General features: G+C 52.2%; 20 protein-coding genes. 13 read left to right on the top strand and 7 right to left on the bottom strand.

The window, feature by feature from the left end; translation table 11 throughout:
* Positions 1–47 precede the first annotated feature (47 nt).
* From idnD to idnR, 4 genes are all read left to right on the top strand, one after another.
* A complete protein-coding gene (gene idnD / locus EOS98_RS19805; RefSeq protein WP_000453359.1) occupies positions 48–1,079 on the top strand; it encodes an L-idonate 5-dehydrogenase in 1,032 nt (343 codons plus the stop codon).
* 24 nt (positions 1,080–1,103) lie between these two features.
* Positions 1,104–1,868: a gluconate 5-dehydrogenase gene (gene idnO, locus EOS98_RS19810; protein ID WP_000998688.1), complete on the top strand. Its 765-nt coding sequence runs from the start codon at positions 1,104–1,106 to the stop codon at positions 1,866–1,868.
* 61 nt (positions 1,869–1,929) lie between these two features.
* Positions 1,930–3,249, top strand: a complete 1,320-nt coding sequence (idnT, locus tag EOS98_RS19815) for a gnt-II system L-idonate transporter (protein WP_001128356.1) — start codon at positions 1,930–1,932, stop codon at positions 3,247–3,249.
* Between the two features lie 63 nt (positions 3,250–3,312).
* Positions 3,313–4,311 (top strand): DNA-binding transcriptional regulator IdnR, encoded by a 999-nt coding sequence (gene idnR, locus EOS98_RS19820; RefSeq protein ID WP_001244061.1) that lies wholly within the window; start codon positions 3,313–3,315, stop codon positions 4,309–4,311.
* Positions 4,312–4,505: 194 nt separating this feature from the next.
* Here the strand turns inward: idnR and lptG are convergent, their stop codons facing one another.
* The 3 genes from lptG to EOS98_RS24935 all read right to left on the bottom strand — a co-directional run bounded on the left by lptG (position 4,506) and on the right by EOS98_RS24935 (position 6,802).
* Positions 4,506–5,588 carry an LPS export ABC transporter permease LptG gene (gene lptG / locus EOS98_RS19825; protein ID WP_001182242.1) on the bottom strand — a complete coding sequence of 361 codons (1,083 nt, stop codon included), beginning with the start codon at positions 5,586–5,588 and terminating at the stop codon, positions 4,506–4,508.
* On the bottom strand, positions 5,588–6,688 hold the full coding sequence (gene lptF, locus EOS98_RS19830) for an LPS export ABC transporter permease LptF (RefSeq protein WP_000584132.1): 1,101 nt from the start codon (positions 6,686–6,688) through the stop codon (positions 5,588–5,590). Before lptF ends, lptG begins: the two co-directional genes overlap by 1 nt.
* A gap of 63 nt (positions 6,689–6,751) precedes the next feature.
* On the bottom strand, positions 6,752–6,802 hold the full coding sequence (locus EOS98_RS24935) for a hypothetical protein (RefSeq protein WP_212724070.1): 51 nt from the start codon (positions 6,800–6,802) through the stop codon (positions 6,752–6,754).
* A gap of 280 nt (positions 6,803–7,082) precedes the next feature.
* Here EOS98_RS24935 and pepA point away from each other — a divergent pair, with 280 nt between their 5' ends.
* The 3 genes from pepA (at position 7,083) to EOS98_RS19850 (ending at position 12,029) form a co-directional block, all read left to right on the top strand.
* Positions 7,083–8,594, top strand: coding sequence for a leucyl aminopeptidase (gene pepA / locus EOS98_RS19840; RefSeq protein ID WP_000397158.1), 1,512 nt, complete (start codon positions 7,083–7,085; stop codon positions 8,592–8,594).
* A 136-nt stretch (positions 8,595–8,730) separates the two neighbouring features.
* Positions 8,731–9,174 carry a DNA polymerase III subunit chi gene (holC, locus tag EOS98_RS19845; RefSeq protein ID WP_001523689.1) on the top strand — a complete coding sequence of 148 codons (444 nt, stop codon included), beginning with the start codon at positions 8,731–8,733 and terminating at the stop codon, positions 9,172–9,174.
* Entirely contained in the window at positions 9,174–12,029 is a 2,856-nt protein-coding gene (locus tag EOS98_RS19850) for a valine--tRNA ligase (RefSeq protein WP_000416331.1), read from the top strand. Before holC ends, EOS98_RS19850 begins: the two co-directional genes overlap by 1 nt.
* A 141-nt stretch (positions 12,030–12,170) precedes the next feature.
* On the opposite strand, the gene EOS98_RS19855 is transcribed toward EOS98_RS19850, so the two are convergent.
* Positions 12,171–13,358, bottom strand: a complete 1,188-nt coding sequence (locus EOS98_RS19855) for a YjgN family protein (protein ID WP_126524326.1) — start codon at positions 13,356–13,358, stop codon at positions 12,171–12,173.
* A 194-nt stretch (positions 13,359–13,552) separates the two neighbouring features.
* Between EOS98_RS19855 and EOS98_RS19860 the strand changes: the two genes are divergently transcribed.
* Positions 13,553–14,056, top strand: a complete 504-nt coding sequence (locus EOS98_RS19860; protein WP_001519079.1) for a GNAT family N-acetyltransferase — start codon at positions 13,553–13,555, stop codon at positions 14,054–14,056.
* Between the two features lie 106 nt (positions 14,057–14,162).
* Complete coding sequence (locus EOS98_RS19865) at positions 14,163–14,651, top strand: DUF3617 domain-containing protein (RefSeq protein ID WP_000826193.1); 489 nt, start codon at positions 14,163–14,165, stop codon at positions 14,649–14,651.
* A gap of 234 nt (positions 14,652–14,885) precedes the next feature.
* Here the strand turns inward: EOS98_RS19865 and miaE are convergent, their stop codons facing one another.
* On the bottom strand, positions 14,886–15,698 hold the full coding sequence (gene miaE / locus EOS98_RS19870) for a tRNA isopentenyl-2-thiomethyl-A-37 hydroxylase MiaE (protein ID WP_061377155.1): 813 nt from the start codon (positions 15,696–15,698) through the stop codon (positions 14,886–14,888).
* 11 nt (positions 15,699–15,709) lie between these two features.
* Complete coding sequence (gene rraB, locus EOS98_RS19875) at positions 15,710–16,126, bottom strand: ribonuclease E inhibitor RraB (RefSeq protein WP_000002940.1); 417 nt, start codon at positions 16,124–16,126, stop codon at positions 15,710–15,712.
* 100 nt (positions 16,127–16,226) lie between these two features.
* Here rraB and argL point away from each other — a divergent pair, with 100 nt between their 5' ends.
* Together argL and argF are read left to right on the top strand one after the other, a co-directional pair.
* Positions 16,227–16,322, top strand: coding sequence for a putative translational regulatory protein ArgL (gene argL / locus EOS98_RS25180; protein ID WP_223148976.1), 96 nt, complete (start codon positions 16,227–16,229; stop codon positions 16,320–16,322).
* Entirely contained in the window at positions 16,292–17,296 is a 1,005-nt protein-coding gene (gene argF / locus EOS98_RS19880) for an ornithine carbamoyltransferase (RefSeq protein ID WP_000103041.1), read from the top strand. The genes argL and argF overlap by 31 nt, the downstream gene beginning before the upstream one ends.
* Before the next feature lie 73 nt (positions 17,297–17,369).
* Here argF and EOS98_RS19885 read toward each other — a convergent pair whose 3' ends face one another.
* On the bottom strand, positions 17,370–17,822 hold the full coding sequence (locus EOS98_RS19885) for a YhcH/YjgK/YiaL family protein (protein WP_000583455.1): 453 nt from the start codon (positions 17,820–17,822) through the stop codon (positions 17,370–17,372).
* 675 nt (positions 17,823–18,497) lie between these two features.
* On the opposite strand from EOS98_RS19885, the gene arcA reads away from it, so the two are divergent.
* Both arcA and arcC read left to right on the top strand, forming a co-directional pair.
* The gene (gene arcA, locus EOS98_RS19900; RefSeq protein WP_000410844.1) at positions 18,498–19,718 is read left to right on the top strand and encodes an arginine deiminase; all 1,221 of its coding nucleotides are present in this window, start codon (positions 18,498–18,500) and stop codon (positions 19,716–19,718) included.
* A 10-nt stretch (positions 19,719–19,728) separates the two neighbouring features.
* A complete protein-coding gene (gene arcC / locus EOS98_RS19905; protein ID WP_000428751.1) occupies positions 19,729–20,661 on the top strand; it encodes a carbamate kinase in 933 nt (310 codons plus the stop codon).
* Positions 20,662–20,731: the final 70 nt, after the last annotated feature.

The following is a 20,731-nucleotide window of genomic DNA, read 5'->3' on the forward strand; positions in this document are numbered from 1 at the left end:
AACCGCTTAAATGCGTTCAGGGTAACTACCTGACCAGTGAGGAATTTATGGAAGTAAAAACTCAATCCTGCGTTGTTGCGGGTAAGCGTGCTGTTGCCGTTACGGAACAAAATATTGAATGGAATAATAAAGGAACACTCGTACAAATTACCCGTGGCGGCATTTGTGGGTCTGACTTACATTATTATCAGGAAGGCAAAGTCGGCAATTTTACAGTAAAAGCGCCAATGATTTTAGGGCATGAAGTGATTGGCAAAATCGTTCGTAGCGACTCAGATTTATTACGAGAAGGACAACCGGTAGCGATTAATCCATCGAAGCCTTGCGGTCATTGCAAATACTGTCTGCAGCATGAAGAAAACCACTGTATTGAAATGCGCTTCTTTGGCAGCGCCATGTATTTTCCGCATGTCGATGGCGGTTTTACCCGATTTAAAGCTGTCGATACCGCTCAGTGCATTCCCTGGCCGGAACAGGCGGACGAAAAAGCCATGGCCTTTGCCGAACCGCTGGCGGTTGCCATTCATGCGGCTCATGAGGCGGGCGATCTGCAGGGCAAACGCGTCTTTATCTCCGGCGTTGGCCCTATCGGCTGCCTGATTGTTAGCGCGGTAAAAACGCTGGGCGCGGCGGAAGTGGTATGTGCCGATATCAGCGCCCGTTCTCTCTCGCTGGCCCGGCAGATGGGCGCGGATACGCTGGTGAACCCACAGCATGATTCTCTCGATGACTGGAAAGCAGAAAAAGGGTATTTCGATATCAGTTTTGAAGTCTCTGGGCATCCTTCCTCTATCTCAACGTGTCTGGAAGTCACACGGGCCAAAGGCGTGATGGTGCAGGTTGGCATGGGCGGCGCAGTCCCCAACTTCCCGATGATGATGGTAATAAGCAAAGAGATCTCCCTGAAAGGCTCTTTCCGCTTTACTACCGAATTTAATACTGCGGTTTCCTGGCTTGCCAACCGCGTTATCAATCCGCTGCCGTTACTGAGCGCGGAATATCCATTTACCGACCTGGAAGCGGCGCTGATCTTTGCCGGAGACAAAACACAGGCGGCAAAAGTTCAGCTCGTTTTCTGAGAAAGTAAAATAAGGGACACTATCATGAACGATCTTTTTTCACTGGCAGGTAAAAATATCCTTATCACCGGAGCTGCTCAGGGAATTGGTTATTTGCTGGCGACCGGTCTTGGTCGCTATGGCGCGCGCATTATTGTTAACGATATTACCCCGGAGCGCGCCGAAACAGCCGTGACGAAACTTCAGCAGGAAGGGATAAAGGCTATTGCCGCTCCTTTTAATGTCACTCATAAACAGGATATTGAAGCTGCGGTTGAACATATCGAAAAAGATATCGGCGTCATTGACGTCCTGATAAATAACGCCGGTATCCAGCGCCGTCATCCGTTTACTGAGTTTCCCGAGCAGGAGTGGAATGACGTCATCGCCGTAAATCAGACCGCGGTTTTTCTCGTCTCTCAGGCCGTTACGCGCCGTATGGTGGCGCGGCAGGCAGGAAAAGTGATCAACATCTGTTCGATGCAAAGCGAGCTGGGCCGCGACACGATTACGCCATACGCCGCGTCGAAGGGTGCCGTGAAGATGCTGACTCGCGGCATGTGCGTGGAGCTGGCGCGTCATAATATCCAGGTCAACGGTATTGCGCCGGGATACTTCAAAACGGAGATGACCAAAGCGCTGGTTGAAGATGAAGCCTTCACCTCCTGGCTATGCAAACGTACGCCTGCCGCACGCTGGGGCGATCCCCAGGAGCTTATTGGCGCAGCGGTGTTTCTCTCGTCAAAAGCCTCCGACTTTGTTAACGGACATCTGCTGTTTGTCGATGGCGGTATGCTGGTTGCCGTCTGACCAGGGAAATACGACGCAGCGCGTAAGCGCTGCTATTTTGGCGCTAATAAGAGAGACGAATATGCCATTAATAATTATTGCGGCAGGCGTTGCGCTGCTGTTGGTCTTAATGATTGGCTTTAAAGTTAACGGCTTTATCGCCCTTGTTCTGGTTGCCGCCGTGGTGGGATTTGCCGAAGGGATGGGCGCGCAAGACGTCCTGCACTCCATACAAAACGGAATTGGCGGTACTCTGGGCGGACTCGCCATGATCCTCGGTTTTGGCGCGATGCTGGGAAGATTAATTTCCGACACCGGCGCAGCGCAGCGCATTGCGACGACGCTCATTAATACGTTCGGCAAAAAACGCGTGCAATGGGCGCTGGTGATCACCGGGCTTATCGTCGGCCTGGCAATGTTTTTTGAAGTCGGATTCGTACTGCTGTTGCCGCTCGTTTTTACGATTGTGGCCTCATCGGGACTGCCCTTGCTGTATGTCGGGGTTCCAATGGTCGCCGCCTTATCCGTTACGCACTGCTTCCTGCCGCCGCATCCCGGCCCTACCGCTATTGCGACAATTTTTGAGGCAAATCTCGGTACGACCCTGCTGTATGGGTTAATCATTACCATACCGACCGTGATTGTTGCTGGCCCGCTGTTTTCAAAATTGCTGGCGCGCTTTGAGAAAGCGCCGCCTGAAGGATTATTTAATCCTCACCTATTCAGTGAAGAGGAGATGCCGTCATTCTGGAACAGTATTTTTGCCGCCGTGATCCCGGTCATTCTGATGGCCATCGCAGCGGTATGTGAAATCACGCTGCCAAAAACGAATGCCGTGCGGGTTTTCTTCGAATTTATTGGTAATCCAGCAGTGGCGTTGTTTATTGCCATTATCATCGCCATTTTTACGCTGGGCCGACGCAACGGACGTACGGTTGAGCAGGTGATGGATATCGTCGGCGAGTCCATTGGCGCTATTGCGATGATTGTTTTTATCATCGCGGGCGGCGGCGCGTTTAAGCAAGTGCTGGTGGATAGCGGCGTGGGTCAATATATCTCGCAATTAATGACCGGCACATCGCTATCTCCGTTATTAATGTGCTGGACGGTAGCCGCCGTGCTGCGTATTGCGTTAGGTTCCGCTACCGTGGCCGCGATAACCACAGCGGGCGTCGTATTGCCGATTATTAACGTAACCCACGCCGATCCGGCGTTAATGGTACTGGCGACAGGCGCAGGAAGCGTTATTGCATCACATGTTAACGATCCCGGTTTTTGGCTATTTAAAGGGTATTTTAATCTTAGCGTCGGGGAAACCCTACGCACCTGGACCGTTATGGAAACATTGATTTCTGTCATGGGATTGCTGGGCGTACTGGCGCTGAATGCGGTTCTGCATTAATTCATCATCCGCAGCCCAATTAACCATGGGGGCGACGTTCCCGCCCCCGGTACTGGAGAAAACATGAGGAATCACAGAATTTCTTTGCAGGATATCGCTACGCTTGCTGGCGTGACAAAAATGACGGTGAGCCGTTACATCCGCTCGCCGAAAAAAGTCGCCAGGGAAACCGGCGAGCGTATTGCGCAGATCATGGAGGAAATTAACTACATACCAAATCGCGCGCCAGCTATGCTGTTAAACGCGCAAAGTTACACTCTGGGCGTGCTGATCCCCTCTTTTCAGAACCAGTTGTTTGCCGACATTCTTGCCGGGATTGAATCCGTAACGTCGGGTCATAACTACCAAACTCTCATTGCGAATTACAATTACAATCGCGATTCGGAAGAAGAGTCCGTTATCAATTTACTGTCTTACAATATTGACGGCATTATTCTTTCAGAAAAATATCATACCCTCAGAACCGTCAAATTCCTGCGCTCAGCTACCCTTCCGATTGTAGAACTCATGGATATCCAGGGCGATCGCTTAGATATGGAGGTGGGGTTTGATAACCGTCAGGCCGCCTTTGATATGGTCAGCACCATGCTGGATAAACGCCAGCGGCGGAAAATCCTCTATCTGGGTTCAAAAGACGATATCCGTGATGAGCAGCGTTATCACGGCTACTGCGATGCGATGACGCGCCGGGGGCTGGCGCCGTTGCGCATCAATCCCCGCGCTATCTCCTCTATCCATCTGGGGATACAGCTAATGCGTGATGCGCTTGCTGCGCACCCGGACGTGGATGGCGTCTTTTGTACTAACGACGATATCGCAATGGGCGCTCTACTGTGGTGCCGCGAGCGTCAACTGGCCGTACCGGAGCAGATCTCCATCGCCGGCTTCCACGGTCTGGAGATGGGCAGGCAAATGATACCGAGCCTCGCCAGCGTAATTACCCCTCGTTTTGAGATCGGGCGCAGAGCCGCGCAGATGTTGCTCAACAAAATTAAAAATAACGATCTCAACCATAATACGATTGATTTGGGTTATCAGATTTATCACGGCAGCACGTTATAAATTTTTTGATCTACTTTTTCCCGCAGCTTGCCTGAGCTTAACGGGTAGCCAAAAGCGCCACGCGTCAGGTTACGCACTACATCATTCGAGGAATACCAGGCTATCTGCCGGATGGCGGCGGAAAGGACTTATCAGGCCTACGGGTCATAGTAGGCCGGATAAGCGCAGCGCCATCAGGCCTACGATTACTGTGATTACGACTTACGCAGCATTAGCCACAGGCTAATCAGGAAGAAAGACGCGCTCGGCAGCAGCGCGCCGACAATCGGCGGAATGCCGTATACCAGCGTCAGCGGGCCAAAAATCTGGTCGAGAACGTAAAAGACGAAGCCGAAGCTAATCCCCGTCACCACGCGCACGCCCATCGGCACACTACGCAGCGGTCCAAAGATAAACGACAGCGCCATCAGCATCATCACCGCCACGGAGAGCGGCTGGAAGATTTTACTCCACATATTGAGCTGATAACGTCCGGCGTCCTGTCCGCTCGACTTCAGATATTTAACGTAGTTATGCAGACCGCTGATGGAAAGCGCATCCGGGTCCAGCGCCACCACGCCTAACTTATCCGGCGTCAGATTCGTTTTCCAGGTGCCGCTCACCGTCTGCGAACCGGTGATCTGTTTCGGGTTTTGCAGATCGGACTCATCCACCTGCGACAAACGCCAGACCTTATGCTCCGGGTCGAATTTTGCCGAAGCGGCGTAACGCACTGACTGCAAACGACGCTGATCGTTGAAAGCGTAAATACTAATGCCGGCCAGCTCCTCGTCGCCCTTCACCCGTTCAATATAGACAAAGTTATTCCCGTCTTTCGCCCACAGACCTTGCTGGGTGGAAAGCAGCGAACCGCCATACATCGCCTGCGCACGATAGTTACGCGCCATCTGCTCGCCCTGCGGGGCGACCCATTCGCCGATCGCCATGGTTAACAGCACCAGGGGGATAGCCGTTTTCATCACCGACAGCGCCACCTGCATACGGGTGAAACCCGATGCCTGCATCACCACCAGTTCGCTACGCTGTGCCAGCATCCCCAGCCCCAGCAGCGCGCCAAGCAGCGCCGCCATAGGAAAGAAGATCTGGATATCCTTAGGTACGCTGAGCAGGGTGTACATACCCGCGCCCAGCGCGTCGTAGTTACCCTGCCCCGCTTTTTTCAGCTGATCGACAAACTTGATGATCCCGGAGAGCGACACCAGCATGAACAACGTCATCATGATGGTGGTAAAAATGGTTTTACCGATATAGCGGTCAAGTACACCAAATGGCTGCATTATACCGCTCCTTTACGCAGAAAACGGGCACGCAGGCGGCGGACCGGCACCGTATCCCACAGGTTTAAACCAATCGCCAACGCCAGATAGATCAGGTTGACCGCCCACATCCAGATAACCGGGTCCAGTTTGCCTTTACCGCCATTCGATTTAATGGAAGTCTGGATCAGGAAGAACAGCAGATAAAGCAGCATGGCGGGCAACATAGACAAGACGCGCCCCTGACGTGGATTCACCACGCTGAGCGGCACGACCATCAGCGCCATCATAAATACGGTAAAGACTAACGTGATACGCCAGTGCAGCTCGGCGCGAGCGCGATCGTTGTCGGTATTCCACAGCGTGCGCATGTCCATCTGGTCGGTATCGTTCGGGTCCAGCGCCACGGCCTGATGGCCAATAATCGCCTGATAGTTCTGGAAGTCGGTGATGCGAAAATCGCGTAGCAACGCCGTTCCTTCAAAACGCGTCCCTTTGTTTAAGGTGACAACCTGGGAACCATCGCGCAACTGAGTAAGGTGTCCGGAATCGGCCACTACCACAGAAGGACGAGCATTGCCCTTAGGGCGAATCTGCGCCAGGAAAACATCGTGGAAGTCGCTGCCATCAACGCTTTCGATAAACAGCACCGAGCTGCCGTTGGTCGCCTGCTGGAATTGCCCCTGCGCCAACGCCGCCATACCGGGGTTCGCTTTCGCCTCCGCCAGCACTTCATCCTGGTGTTTTGACGACCAGGGGCCGGCCCACATCACGTTAACCGCCGCAAGGATACCGGTAAATAACGCCAGTACCATGGCGGCCTTTACCAGTACGGCTTTGCTCAACCCACAGGCGTGCATGACCGTAATTTCACTTTCGGTATACAGTTTGCCCAGCGTCATCAGCAGCCCCAGGAACAGGCTTAAAGGCAGGATGAGCTGCGCCATTTCCGGTACGCCCAGCCCCAGAAGCGAGAGCACCAGATTTGCGGGAATATCGCCGTCAACCGCCGCGCCGAGAATCCTCACTAACTTTTGACAAAAGAAGATCAAAAGTAAGATGAAGAGTATCGCCAGCTGGCTTTTGAGCGTCTCCCGCACCAGATATCTTATGATTATCACTTTAAATACGCCCGTAAAAACCCATTTTTTTGCTGGAATTTAGCTTGTTTCATGGCTTAAACGTCATTTATTCTCTTGAGTCGTCGAAATCATCGCTAAGATCATTATACTCAGCGGATTCACCTCTCAGAACTTGTTCTGACGTGCCAATGCCGTAATAACGTTAAGATTAACACGAAGTCACCGCAACAGCGGATATGAGTTACGAAAGCTTTCAATTTCTATACTCTAATGGATTTCGAGTTGCAGGCAGGCGGCAAGACTGTGAAGCCCCGGAGCTTACATCAGGTAAGCGACAGGGGTGAGCAGGCGCAGCCAACGCATCTGCAACTTGAAAGACGACGAGTATAGCTGTAGCCACCACTGTTGTCTTTAAGATTCAGGAGCATAGTGCATGGAGTTCAGTGTAAAAAGCGGTAGCCCGGAGAAACAGCGGAGTGCCTGCATTGTCGTGGGCGTCTTTGAACCGCGTCGCCTTTCTCCGATTGCAGAACAGCTCGACAAAATTAGCGACGGATACATCAGCGCATTGCTGCGTCGCGGCGAACTGGAAGGAAAACCGGGGCAGACTCTGTTACTGCACCATGTTCCCAACGTTCTTTCCGAGCGAATCCTCCTCATTGGTTGCGGCAAAGAGCGCGAGCTTGATGAACGTCAGTATAAGCAGGTTATTCAGAAAACGATAAATACTCTGAATGATACTGGTTCGATGGAAGCCGTCTGTTTCCTGACCGAACTGCACGTTAAAGGCCGCAACAACTACTGGAAAGTGCGTCAGGCCGTCGAAACGGCCAAAGAGACGCTTTATAGCTTTGATCAACTCAAGACCAACAAGAGCGAGCCGCGCCGCCCGCTACGTAAGATGGTCTTTAATGTGCCGACCCGCCGTGAGCTCACCAGCGGCGAACGCGCCATTCAGCACGGTCTGGCCATCGCCGCCGGGATTAAGGCTGCGAAAGATCTCGGCAACATGCCGCCCAATATCTGTAACGCCGCCTACCTGGCGTCACAGGCGCGCCAGTTGGCCGACAGCTACAGCAAAAATGTCATCACCCGCGTGATCGGCGAACAGCAAATGCGCGAACTGGGTATGAACGCTTATCTGGCGGTCGGCCACGGTTCGCAGAATGAATCGCTGATGTCGGTGATTGAGTACAAGGGCAATCCGTCCGAAGACGCGCGCCCGATCGTGCTGGTGGGTAAAGGCCTGACCTTCGACTCCGGCGGCATCTCCATCAAGCCATCTGAAGGGATGGACGAGATGAAGTACGACATGTGCGGCGCGGCGGCGGTTTACGGCGTGATGCGTATGGTCGCCGAGCTTCAGCTACCGATTAACGTTATCGGCGTACTGGCGGGCTGTGAAAACATGCCGGGCGGACGCGCGTATCGTCCGGGCGACGTACTGACCACCATGTCCGGTCAGACGGTTGAAGTGCTGAATACCGATGCTGAAGGCCGTCTGGTACTGTGCGACGTGCTGACCTACGTTGAGCGCTTCGAACCGGAAGCCGTCATTGACGTCGCGACGCTAACCGGCGCCTGCGTGATTGCGCTGGGCCATCACATTACCGGTCTGATGTCGAACCATAACCCGCTGGCGCATGAACTGATCGGCGCGTCCGAGCAAGCGGGCGACCGCGCGTGGCGTCTGCCGCTGGGCGATGAGTTCCAGGAACAACTGGAGTCCAACTTTGCGGATATGGCGAATATTGGTGGTCGTCCTGGCGGCGCTATCACCGCGGGCTGCTTCCTGTCGCGCTTTACCCGTAAGTATAACTGGGCGCACCTGGATATCGCCGGCACCGCCTGGCGATCCGGCAAAGCGAAAGGCGCGACGGGTCGTCCGGTAGCGCTGCTGTCGCAGTTCCTGCTCAATCGTGCGGGCTTTAACGGCGAAGAGTAAGTTTGAGATTACCCCGTAGGCCTGATAAGGCGCATTAGCGCCGCCATCAGGCGTTTTGCCGGATGGCGCTGCGCTTATCCGGCCTACGGGAGGCATCATGGCAACGCATTTAAATCCACCACAAGAAGCCCCATATATGAAGAATGCGACGTTCTATCTTCTGGACAATGACACCACCGTCAACGGTTTAAGCGCCGTTGAACAACTGGTGTGTGAAATTGCCGCAGAACGTTGGCGCGCCGGCAAGCGCGTGCTGATCGCCTGCGAAGATGAGAAGCAGGCCATTCGGCTGGATGAAGCGCTGTGGGCGAGACCGGCGGAAAGTTTTGTCCCGCACAATCTGGCAGGCGAAGGCCCACGCGGCGGCGCGCCGGTTGAAATCGCCTGGCCGCAAAAACGCAACAGCAGCCCGCGCGATATTTTAATCAGCCTGCGTACAAGCTTTGCAGATTTTGCCACCGCTTTCACAGAAGTGGTAGACTTCGTCCCTTACGAAGAAACTTTGAAACAACTGGCGCGCGAACGCTACAAAGCCTACCGCGTGGCTGGTTTTAACCTGAATACGGCAACCTGGAAATAATGGAAAAGACATATAACCCCCAAGATATCGAACAGCCGCTTTACGAGCACTGGGAAAAGCAGGGCTATTTCAAGCCTAACGGCGACGAAAGCAAAGAGTCCTTCTGCATCATGATCCCGCCGCCGAACGTCACCGGCAGTTTGCATATGGGACATGCTTTCCAGCAAACCATCATGGATACCATGATCCGTTACCAGCGTATGCAGGGTAAAAACACCCTGTGGCAGGTCGGCACCGACCACGCCGGAATCGCGACCCAGATGGTGGTTGAGCGCAAGATTGCCGCTGAAGAAGGTAAAACCCGTCACGACTACGGCCGCGATGCGTTTATCGACAAAATCTGGCAGTGGAAAGCGGAATCCGGCGGCACCATTACCCGTCAGATGCGCCGTCTCGGCAACTCCGTTGACTGGGAGCGCGAGCGCTTCACCATGGACGAAGGTCTTTCCAATGCCGTGAAAGAAGTCTTTGTCCGCCTGTACAAAGAAGACCTGATTTACCGTGGCAAACGCCTGGTGAACTGGGACCCGAAACTGCGCACCGCCATCTCTGACCTGGAAGTGGAAAACCGCGAGTCTAAAGGCTCGATGTGGCACATCCGCTATCCGCTGGCCGACGGCGCGAAAACCGCAGACGGTAAAGATTACCTGGTCGTCGCCACCACCCGTCCGGAAACCGTACTGGGCGATACCGGCGTGGCCGTGAACCCGGAAGATCCGCGTTATAAAGATCTGATTGGCAAATTCGTTATTCTGCCGCTGGTTAACCGCCGCATTCCGATTGTGGGCGACGAACACGCCGATATGGAAAAAGGCACCGGCTGCGTGAAGATCACCCCGGCGCACGACTTTAACGACTATGAAGTCGGGAAACGTCACGCCCTGCCGATGATCAACATCCTGACCTTTGACGGCGACATTCGCGAAAGCGCGGAAGTGTTCGATACCAAAGGTGAAGAGTCTGACGTTTATTCCAGCGAGATTCCGGCTGAGTTCCAGAAGCTGGAACGCTTTGCTGCCCGTAAGGCCATCGTCGCTGCCGTTGACGCGCTGGGCCTGCTGGAAGAAATTAAACCGCACGATCTGACCGTCCCTTACGGCGACCGTGGCGGCGTGGTTATCGAACCGATGCTGACCGACCAGTGGTACGTCCGTGCCGACGTGCTGGCGAAACCGGCGGTGGAAGCGGTTGAAAACGGCGACATCCAGTTCGTGCCGAAGCAGTACGAAAACATGTACTTCTCCTGGATGCGCGATATTCAGGACTGGTGTATCTCTCGTCAGCTGTGGTGGGGGCACCGTATCCCGGCATGGTACGACAACGACGGCAACGTCTACGTTGGCCGTACCGAAGACGAAGTGCGTCAGGAAAATAACCTCGGCGCCGACGTTGCGCTTCGTCAGGACGAAGACGTTCTCGATACCTGGTTCTCCTCCGCGCTGTGGACTTTCTCCACCCTCGGCTGGCCAGAAAACACCGACGCCCTGCGTCAGTTCCACCCCACCAGCGTGATGGTGTCCGGCTTCGATATCATCTTCTTCTGGATTGCCCGCATGATCATGATGACCATGCACTTCATCAAAGATGAAAACGGCAAGCCGCAGGTGCCGTTCCATACCGTCTATATGACCGGTCTGATTCGCGACGACGAAGGCCAGAAGATGTCCAAATCCAAGGGTAACGTTATCGACCCGCTGGATATGGTGGACGGCATCTCCCTGCCGGAACTGCTGGAAAAACGCACCGGCAATATGATGCAGCCGCAGATGGCGGAGAAAATCCGCAAACGTACCGAGAAGCAGTTCCCGAACGGCATTGAGCCGCACGGCACCGACGCCCTGCGCTTTACCCTGGCGGCGCTGGCCTCGACCGGTCGCGACATCAACTGGGATATGAAGCGTCTGGAAGGCTACCGTAACTTCTGTAACAAGCTGTGGAACGCCAGCCGCTTTGTGCTGATGAACACCGAAGAGCAGGATTGCGGCTTCAACGGCGGCGAAATGACGCTGTCGCTGGCGGACCGCTGGATCCTGGCGGAATTCAACCAGACCGTTAAAGCCTACCGCGACGCGCTGGACAGCTTCCGCTTCGATATCGCCGCGGGCATTCTGTATGAATTCACCTGGAACCAGTTCTGCGACTGGTATCTGGAGCTGACCAAGCCGGTAATGACCGGGGGTTCCGAGTCTGAACTGCGCGGCACCCGCCATACGCTGGTCACCGTACTGGAAGGTCTGCTGCGCCTGGCGCATCCTATCATCCCGTTCATTACCGAAACCATCTGGCAGCGCGTGAAGGTTATCTGTGGCATTACCGCCGACACCATCATGCTGCAGCCGTTCCCGGAATATAACGCCGCACAGGTGGATGAAGCCGCGTTGGCCGATACCGAGTGGCTGAAGCAGGCGATCGTTGCCGTACGTAACATTCGTGCGGAAATGAACATCGCCCCGGGCAAACCGCTGGAACTGCTGCTGCGCGGCTGTAGTGAAGAAGCCGTTCGTCGTGTTAACGACAACCGTAGCTTCCTGCAAACCCTGGCGCGTCTGGAAAGCATCACCGTGCTGCCAGCCGATGACAAAGGCCCGGTTTCCGTGACCAAAATCATCGACGGCGCTGAACTGCTGATCCCGATGGCTGGCCTCATCAACAAAGACGATGAGCTGGCGCGTCTGGCGAAAGAAGTGGCAAAAATCGAAGGCGAGATTGCCCGTATCGAAGGCAAACTGTCCAACGAAGGTTTCGTCGCCCGTGCGCCGGAAGCGGTGATTGCCAAAGAGCGTGAGAAGCTGGACGGTTACGCAGAAGCCAAAGCGAAGCTGATTGAGCAGCAGGCGGTTATTAGCGCGCTGTAATCTGAAAGCCTGATGGCGCTTCGCTTACCAGGCCTACACGTTCGCTTATTGACATGGCGCGATCGGTAGGCCGGATAAGGCATTCACGCCGCCATCCGACAACATGAATTATGGGCCGACGTAAACGTCGGCCTTTTTACATCAGATAAACGGGAAGTAAGGCATGATGCCACGAGAAATCCACATTAGCGGGCTGTTTTCCAGCGGCTTCTCATCATTGGTTAACTCAAGCGAATCCAGATCGCCCTGGACCTGTGTATTCTGCGCCAGCCAGCTCACCAGCCAAATTTTCAACCACGGATAAGCCAGCCCTAAGGTCACGCCGGAAATCACAAACACCACCAGTAACCGCCACAGCATACCGTGTGCAGTGACAGAGGAATGAAAACGAATCGAATCGTTCGCCAGTGACAAATTGTTTAAAAACAGGTTGCGTAACGCCACATATAAGTAACTGGTTACCACAATAATCGCGAGAAAATAGAGGAAATAACATGCCATTATCTGGCCATAATATTGCAGAATAAGCGCCCCTCCTGCCTGCGCATTCCCCATCATACTCAAAAGAATCATGTCGGTGAACACCGGCGCGATTAGATAACCAATCACGACAGCAAAAGGGAAAAGGGTCAACATTGCCAACACGCACCCTCTGATGCACGTTTTAACATTAACCTGAATCGAGAAACGATGAATGCCAAAGTTTGCGCCATTGCCAAACAAGGTCATCCATTTGCTGTAGGTAATACCGTTAATGACCCCTATCCCAATAATAGCCAGCAAACCGAGAAAAACGATATTGAACACTAAACCGCCGACGGCGATGGTTAACAGTGAGATAATATAAAGAACAATATAAAGCGCCACCATCAGGAGTACCGGGAGAGCGAACATGTACCACCAGGCGCGCCGCATGGAACACTGGAATCCAAAATGTACGCCATTAAGCGAAGTCATCATCGCCTGATACTGTAATCCTTTCACCGCCATAAAAGGAATAATCGCAATTAATAAGCCGAATAGCGTAAAACCGAGACCGGGATGACCGTGTTCAATAAGAGAGAGGCTAACAATATAAATAATAAAAACTAACAACACACTAATAAATAATGCGCCGCCCGTGGCTTTGTAAGCAAAAGGCTGATTGTTTAGCGTCATATTAGTATAAATATAACGTCGACATTTCACCATCGCCCACGGCGCATAGATTCCAAACGTGATACACGTCAACAAGAAATTCACAAGGCAAATAACAAAATACTTTCCGCCCTTGCCTGTAAACACCAACGTGTGATTATGGTTATCTTTACTACTGATAACGTTATTCATGAATCATATCCCTGAATTACAATCTATTAGAATTAATAATAAAAACCAGTAAATTGTTACTGATTTGACTACGATACTATTTTTGTTTAATTTTTCCGCCTTTTATTTTGTCTGATTCAGGATCTCCTTGCGCGTAACTCAAGACGGTGGTATTAAAGTAATCTATAAATAAATTTTAAAAATTGAGCCATATTATGAATAATGTCGCCTCGCCAACGCTCACGGTGCGCCGAATCACTACCGCTGACAATGCCGCTATTGCCCGTGTCATCCGTCAGGTTTCAGCGGAATACGGACTTACCGCCGATAAAGGTTATACCGTTGCCGACCCCAATCTGGATGAACTGTATCAGGTTTATAGCCAACCGGGCGCGGCCTACTGGGTGGTAGAGCAAAACGGTTGTGTGGTGGGCGGCGGCGGCGTGGCGCCGTTATCCTGTAGCGAACCAGACATTTGTGAACTGCAAAAAATGTATTTTTTACCGGTGATTCGTGGCCAGGGGCTGGCGAAAAAGCTGGCGCTGATGGCGCTGGATCATGCCCGTGAACAGGGTTTTAAACGCTGCTATCTGGAAACAACGGCTTTTTTACGCGAGGCGATTGCGCTATACGAACGTTTAGGATTTGAACATATTAGCGAACCGCTCGGCTGCACCGGACATGTCGATTGCGAAGTGAGGATGTTAAAGGATCTCTGAAAACCAGGCGTTTATTTATCCTCGCCAGGTATTATTTTTGCTGATATAAGTAATCCCGGAAACATCCTGTTATCCGGGAATCACTTATTATTCAAGGAAGTTATAAATGAAACGCCTATTATCAGCAATTGTTTTCCCCGCTATGTTTATTAGTATCTCTAATGTATATGCATTAGATATACAGCCCGGCGAATGGAAAATGGAAAATATAGAAATGCGCACCATCAATCCAGATACAAAAGAAGTATTAATGGATGAAAAAAATTCGGGCATAGCGACGCTTATGTGTTATACCCCTAAAATGTCTGAAGATTCTAAAAAAATGGTGAAGGGGTTTTCTACCAGTGCAGGCGGTTGCACGACAACATTTGTAGAAAGTACGGATACCAAACTGATCAATGAGACTGTCTGTAATAATCCTGATGTCAAATCGCACTCTATTGTAGAAACGACGAAAATAAGCGATACAGAATTTGCGATGACCATGAAATCGGATGTCGATGCAGGAGGTAATAAAACAACCTCCATCAACAAAATTAAACAAACCTTTGTTGGCAAGACCTGTTCTGAAGCGTCAAAAGGCGTGAAACAGTAACTATTTCAACACAAAAACCCGTAGTGATTGATGCAATAATGGCATTGTTCAAGGTCACCTTTCGGGAATATAACACTGAGTGAGTTCTTTTTGCCTGCCGCAGGGCAGGCTTTACTCAGGACAGAATATCATGAAAATGACTTTTCCTGCTCGCCAGCAGTTTGATGCCGGGCGGATGACCACGCAGGTGGCGACAGCGTAAAAGATAAAAACGCTAATCTTTAATTTTACCCTTTATCCGGCGGCTGGCACGCCGCTATGAAAACGAAACTCGCGGTCTGGCGACAAGATAAGGTCAGCTTCCACCTCGCCAAAATAGCGCACGCGCGCAGAAATGTCCTCGGTGGAAATCTGCTGCGCCAGCGCCAGGTAATCCTGATAATGCCGCGCTTCGGAGCGCAGAAGCGAGAGATAAAACGTCTGTAAATCCTCATCCAGCCAGGGCGCCAGAGCGGCAAAACGTTCGCAGGAGCGGGCTTCGATATACGCCCCGCAAATCAGCTTATCAATTAAGGTGAGCGGTTCGTGCGTGCGTACCGCTTTCAACATTCCTTTCGCGTAGCGGCTGGCGGTGATTTTCACATAAGGAATGTTTCTGGCCTGCATGACCTCGCGTACCTGCCAAAAATGGTGCAACTCCTCTTTAATCAATAACACCATACGGTCGATAAGCTGACGTCCCCAGGGGTCATCAGTTTGCGGCATGGCGCTTTTGCTAATCTGTCTATGCAGGGCAACAAAATCCGGCTCCGGCCCCTGACGAAACGCGAACGCCTCGTAAGGTTGCAGCCAGGCGAGCAGCGCGTCGGCGCCCGATTTATCGGCGACATATTTACGCACCAACAGCAACGCGGTTTGCGCAGCCTTCAGTTCGCAGATCAAGTGATCGGTAAGCAGAAGAGGAAGATTTTGCGGATCGCGGGCCTGGACAATCCACGCCTGCGGCGTCGGGCAATGCAGGAAATTAAGCACCGGAGAGAGTATTTGCGGGTAATTCATACGTAACCTGTTAAAAAAATACGACAGCAGACGCTGCCGTACCGTCATACTATGCAGCTTTAGTGACGCACGCCGTCGTCATCTTCATCGACATAATCGTCGTCATCACCCTCTTCGCCATTAGGGTCTTCAAAATAGGTTCCCCAGCCGTCGTATTCGACATCATATTTTTCCGCCAGGTTCATCAGTTGCTCAACCTGAGCGTCGATGAGTTCGGCGTTCAACGCGCACTCGCTGAGGATGTCGCAACAAATAACCGTATCGCCCTCTTCCACTTCCAACTCTTCCGGCTCCGTCACTTCATAGCCGAGTTTAAAGGCTTCTACCGCGGCTTTTTCCAACGTTTCGAAATCGTCAGCGGAAAGGTGATGCTCGATAGTGTACAGCGCATCCGGATCGCTGCCGTCCTCAAGTAGCTCTTCAATAATTAACCGCGTTTCTTCACGCTGCTCTTCCAGTAATTCCGGGTTTGCCATAGCTCGTTCCTCATAGATGTCCTGCCGATACTCTTATTGTCACATACCGCCGACGTTGCCTCCACCTTATCGAGAAAAGTTTTATCAAACAGGGTTGCAAATGAATAATCATCCATATAAAGTGAATTTTAATTCAATGAGAGGCCTAAGCCATGTGAGGGAAGTATGTCTACGTTTTACCAAAAACCTTTTTTAAAGTTACTTGATTTCACCGCCAGCGAGCTCACTGCTCTGTTGCAGCTTGCCGCCAAACTGAAAGCCGATAAGAAAAACGGTAAAGAAGAACAAAAGCTGGTGGGTAAGAATATTGCGCTCATCTTCGAAAAAGACTCGACCCGGACACGATGCTCTTTCGAAGTTGCCGCATACGATCAGGGGGCGCGCGTGACGTACCTGGGTTCCAGCGGGAGCCAGATCGGCCATAAAGAGTCCATCAAAGATACTGCCCGCGTCCTGGGCCGGATGTTTGACGGTATTCAGTATCGAGGATATGGCCAGGAGATCGTCGAAACGCTGGCTGAATATTCCGGTGTGCCGGTATGGAACGGTTTAACCGATGAGTATCACCCAACGCAATTACTGGCGGATCTGCTCACCATGCAGGAACATCTGCCGGGTAAAGCCTTTAACGAGATGACGTTGGTCTATGCCGGAGACGCGCGTAATAACATGGGTAACTCCATGCTGGAAGCCGCCGCGTTAACAGGATTGGATCTCCGTCTGGTCGCGCCAAAAGCCTGCTGGCCGCAAGCCGCGTTAGTGGCGGAGTGCAGCGCCATGGCGAAAAAGAACGGCGGCGCCATCACCCTGACCGAAGATATCGCCTCAGGCGTAAAAGGCGCGGATTTTATCTATACCGATGTTTGGGTCTCTATGGGCGAACCCAAAGAGAAATGGGCGGAGCGTATTGCCCTGCTGCGTGATTATCAGGTCAACAGCCAGATGATGGCGTTAACCGGCAATCCGCAGGTTAAGTTCCTGCATTGTCTGCCTGCGTTCCATGATGACGAAACCACGCTCGGCAAAAAAATGGCCGAAGAGTACGGTTTACATGGCGGGATGGAAGTGACCGACGAGGTTTTTGAGTCTGCGGCCAGCATTGTCTTTGATGAAGCGGAAAACCGAATGCATACCATCAAAGCAGTAATGGTAGCGACGCTGTCTAAATAATGTCGTTATGATGCCGGATGGCGGTTGGCCTACAAGATCGCAACGTGCAGGCGCCGCCATCCGGCACAAAATATTACGCCATCAGCATTTTCACAACCGCTTTACGTACCCGCGCCGGTTCTCCCACCGCGCACAGGGGCTTATGCACTTCGCCGGGATAAAACACCACAAAGTCGCCTTCGTTCAGGACGACGGTTTTCTCGTCGACGCTCGTCGGTAAAAATGCAATGTCTTTATCCGCCAGCCAGTCCGTGTGCGGCGTTCCCGCAGGCCGGGTACTGAATGCCATCCCTTCCTGACCTTGTAGCACAATCTGAATATCAAGATAACGGGCGTGATACTCTGCGCTGCGCGATTCGCCCGGCTCCGTCATATTTTCAGAAATCATATAAAACAGCCTGTCGCCGTCAATGTCATACTTACCTGGCGCGGTCGTTGCCGTGACATGCGCATTGACGTGCTCAATCGCCTGCCGTAACGCCGTCGGCAGCCAGGCCTCCAGATGTTCAATATTGCCAATAATCATCGCATCCCCTTAGTTAAAACAGCGTTTTATTTTTCTCTTTATACGAGAAAAATGGCTGCCATACTACCCTTACTCTCATCGATTTTGCGCCAGCGCATGTTTATCGCCAGCGGTGTTTCTATATTGTTAATAGTTCGCCCAACTTTATGCAGTGCCTATGCATAAACCCCAGCGGCGCCAAATTGCCATCACTAACAATGCTTTGATATTAAAGGCGTTAACATAAAAACGTTTTAGCGATCACAATTCGCTCTCCCTGCATAAATGACTTCTCTATCCATAGTTATTTTTAAATTATTTAAATATCCCCGATAATAAAATCCCCCTCACGCATAGTTATGCAACCCTTAAAAATAATCACTTTATTTTCAAGCAGTTAAGATTTAAATATCATTCAATACAACAAACAAATAATTAACAATAAAAAAATAACAAACCATATAGCTGCGTAGTAATTCATTTAATGCCTTATTGTTTTTTGAATTTATCTGACCCGGCTCATATATTAAGTAAGAAAAATAGCACTCCTTGATTGATGTGAATCTCATCACATTAACAACCCAAATAAAATTCAATCATTGCTCCCGAATTTAACTGAAACGCCGCGACTGCAAGCACGCTAAATATTTGCAGCCACTCCTTCTTTATTCTTGAAATTATGTAAAAGGTATAATGATGGAAAAGCATTTTGTCGGTTCTGAAATCGGTCAATTACGCAGCGTAATGTTGCATCGTCCCAATCTCAGCCTAAAAAGACTTACCCCTTCAAATTGTCAGGAATTACTTTTTGACGATGTATTATCCGTAGAGCGCGCTGGCGAAGAGCATGACATTTTTGCCAACACGCTGCGCCAGCAAGGGATAGAAGTGTTGCTGTTAACCGACCTGCTCACCCAAACGCTGGATGTGGCTGACGCTAAAGCCTGGCTACTGGACACGCAAATTTCCGATTATCGCCTTGGGCCCACCTTTGCCGCAGATATTCGCGCCTGGCTGGCGGATATGCCGCACCGTGAACTGGCTCGCCATTTAAGCGGCGGTTTAACTTACGGCGAAATCCCCGCCTCCATAAAAAATATGGTGGTCGATACTCACGATATTAATGACTTTATTATGAAGCCATTACCGAATCACCTATTTACCCGTGACACGTCCTGCTGGATATATAACGGCGTCTCAATTAACCCCATGGCGAAACCTGCACGCCAACGTGAAACGAATAATTTACGTGCCATTTATCGCTGGCATCCTCAATTCGCAGGCGGTGATTTCATTAAATATTTCGGCGACGAGGACATTAATTACGACCACGCCACTTTAGAGGGCGGCGATGTGCTGGTGATTGGCCGCGGCGCGGTGTTGATCGGTATGTCTGAACGTACTACGCCGCAGGGTGTCGAGTTCCTGGCGCAGGCATTGTTTAAACATCGTCAGGCGGAACGCGTCATTGCCGTTGAACTGCCAAAACATCGCTCCTGTATGCACCTTGACACCGTCATGACCCACATTGATATCGACACCTTCTCCGTCTATCCGGAAGTCGTTCGCCCGGACGTGCAGTGCTGGACGCTGACGCCAGACGGACGCGGCGGTCTGAAACGAACCCAGGAGAGCACGCTGGTTCATGCTCTTGAAAAAGCGCTTGGCATCGATCAGGTGCGCTTAATCACCACTGGCGGCGACGCATTTGAAGCTGAGCGCGAACAGTGGAATGACGCCAATAACGTGCTCACCCTGCGTCCCGGCGTGGTGGTGGGCTATGAGCGCAACATCTGGACCAACGAAAAATACGACAAAGCCGGCATTACCGTCCTTCCCATTCCCGGCGATGAACTGGGTCGCGGGCGCGGGGGCGCACGCTGCATGAGCTGTCCACTGGAACGCGATGGTATTTAAAGGAGACGTTATGGAAAACAAACGCACACTGGTCGTCGCGCTGGGCGGCAATGCGCTGCTCAAACGCGGCGAACCGCTGGAGGCTGATATTCAGCGTAAAAATATCGAACTGGCGGCCAGAACCATCGCCCAGCTTACGCGGCAATGGCGCGTGGTGTTAGTGCACGGCAACGGCCCACAGGTAGGACTGCTGGCGCTACAAAATAGCGCCTACGCTAACGTTACGCCCTACCCGCTCGATATTCTCGGTGCGGAAAGCCAGGGCATGATTGGCTACATGCTGCAACAGGCGCTGAAGAATCATCTGCCGGAGCGTGAAATCAGCGTCCTGCTCACCCAGGTCGAAGTCGATGCCAACGACCCGGCATTCCTCAATCCAACCAAATATATCGGACCGATTTACGACGAAGCGCAGGCCCGGGCGTTACAGGCAGAAAAGGGCTGGGTATTCAAAGCCGACGGTAACGCCTTCCGCCGCGTTGTGCCCTCCCCGCAGCCGAAACGCATTGTGGAAAACGATGCCATCCGCGCGCTGATTAGCCGCGATCACCTGGTTATCTGTAACGGCGGCGGCGGCGTGCCGGTCGTAGAAAAAGCCGATGGCTACCACGGTATCGAGGCGGTGATCGACAAAGATCTGTCCGCCGCCCTGCTTGCCAGCCAAATTCACGCCGACGCGCTGCTCATTCTGACCGATGCCGACGCGGTGTATCTCGACTGGGGCAAACCCACCCAACGCCCGCTGGCGCAGGTTACGCCGGAGCTGCTTCGTGAAATGCAGTTCGACGCCGGTTCGATGGGCCCGAAAGTGACCGCCTGCGCTGAGTTTGTCAGCCATTGCCGCGGCATTGCCGGAATCGGCTCGCTGGCGGATGGGCAAGCCATTCTCGCGGGCGAGAAAGGCACTTTGATTCGGTGTGAAACCGCCGACGTTGACGCATAAGGCTTTTTACCGGATGGCGGCTTCCGCCTTATTCGGCCTACAGAGCGCGCATAACCGTGGGCCGGATAAG

This window comes from Salmonella sp. SSDFZ69, assembly GCF_004010755.1.
In the GTDB taxonomy this organism is placed as follows: Bacteria; Pseudomonadota; Gammaproteobacteria; order Enterobacterales; family Enterobacteriaceae; genus Salmonella; species Salmonella enterica.

What these genes read in the sequence shown, in the direction of transcription:
- idnD (WP_000453359.1), top strand. Translation starts at nt 48, where the DNA reads ATGGAAGTAAAAACTCAATCCTGCGTTGTTGCGGGTAAGCGTGCTGTT.
- idnO (WP_000998688.1), top strand. Translation starts at nt 1,104, where the DNA reads ATGAACGATCTTTTTTCACTGGCAGGTAAAAATATCCTTATCACCGGA.
- idnT (WP_001128356.1), top strand. Translation starts at nt 1,930, where the DNA reads ATGCCATTAATAATTATTGCGGCAGGCGTTGCGCTGCTGTTGGTCTTA.
- idnR (WP_001244061.1), top strand. Translation starts at nt 3,313, where the DNA reads ATGAGGAATCACAGAATTTCTTTGCAGGATATCGCTACGCTTGCTGGC.
- lptG (WP_001182242.1), bottom strand. Translation starts at nt 5,588, where the DNA reads ATGCAGCCATTTGGTGTACTTGACCGCTATATCGGTAAAACCATTTTT.
- pepA (WP_000397158.1), top strand. Translation starts at nt 7,083, where the DNA reads ATGGAGTTCAGTGTAAAAAGCGGTAGCCCGGAGAAACAGCGGAGTGCC.
- holC (WP_001523689.1), top strand. Translation starts at nt 8,731, where the DNA reads ATGAAGAATGCGACGTTCTATCTTCTGGACAATGACACCACCGTCAAC.
- EOS98_RS19850 (WP_000416331.1), top strand. Translation starts at nt 9,174, where the DNA reads ATGGAAAAGACATATAACCCCCAAGATATCGAACAGCCGCTTTACGAG.
- EOS98_RS19855 (WP_126524326.1), bottom strand. Translation starts at nt 13,358, where the DNA reads ATGAATAACGTTATCAGTAGTAAAGATAACCATAATCACACGTTGGTG.
- EOS98_RS19860 (WP_001519079.1), top strand. Translation starts at nt 13,553, where the DNA reads ATGAATAATGTCGCCTCGCCAACGCTCACGGTGCGCCGAATCACTACC.
- EOS98_RS19865 (WP_000826193.1), top strand. Translation starts at nt 14,163, where the DNA reads ATGAAACGCCTATTATCAGCAATTGTTTTCCCCGCTATGTTTATTAGT.
- miaE (WP_061377155.1), bottom strand. Translation starts at nt 15,698, where the DNA reads ATGACGGTACGGCAGCGTCTGCTGTCGTATTTTTTTAACAGGTTACGT.
- rraB (WP_000002940.1), bottom strand. Translation starts at nt 16,126, where the DNA reads ATGGCAAACCCGGAATTACTGGAAGAGCAGCGTGAAGAAACGCGGTTA.
- argL (WP_223148976.1), top strand. Translation starts at nt 16,227, where the DNA reads ATGAATAATCATCCATATAAAGTGAATTTTAATTCAATGAGAGGCCTA.
- argF (WP_000103041.1), top strand. Translation starts at nt 16,292, where the DNA reads ATGTCTACGTTTTACCAAAAACCTTTTTTAAAGTTACTTGATTTCACC.
- EOS98_RS19885 (WP_000583455.1), bottom strand. Translation starts at nt 17,822, where the DNA reads ATGATTATTGGCAATATTGAACATCTGGAGGCCTGGCTGCCGACGGCG.
- arcA (WP_000410844.1), top strand. Translation starts at nt 18,498, where the DNA reads ATGGAAAAGCATTTTGTCGGTTCTGAAATCGGTCAATTACGCAGCGTA.
- arcC (WP_000428751.1), top strand. Translation starts at nt 19,729, where the DNA reads ATGGAAAACAAACGCACACTGGTCGTCGCGCTGGGCGGCAATGCGCTG.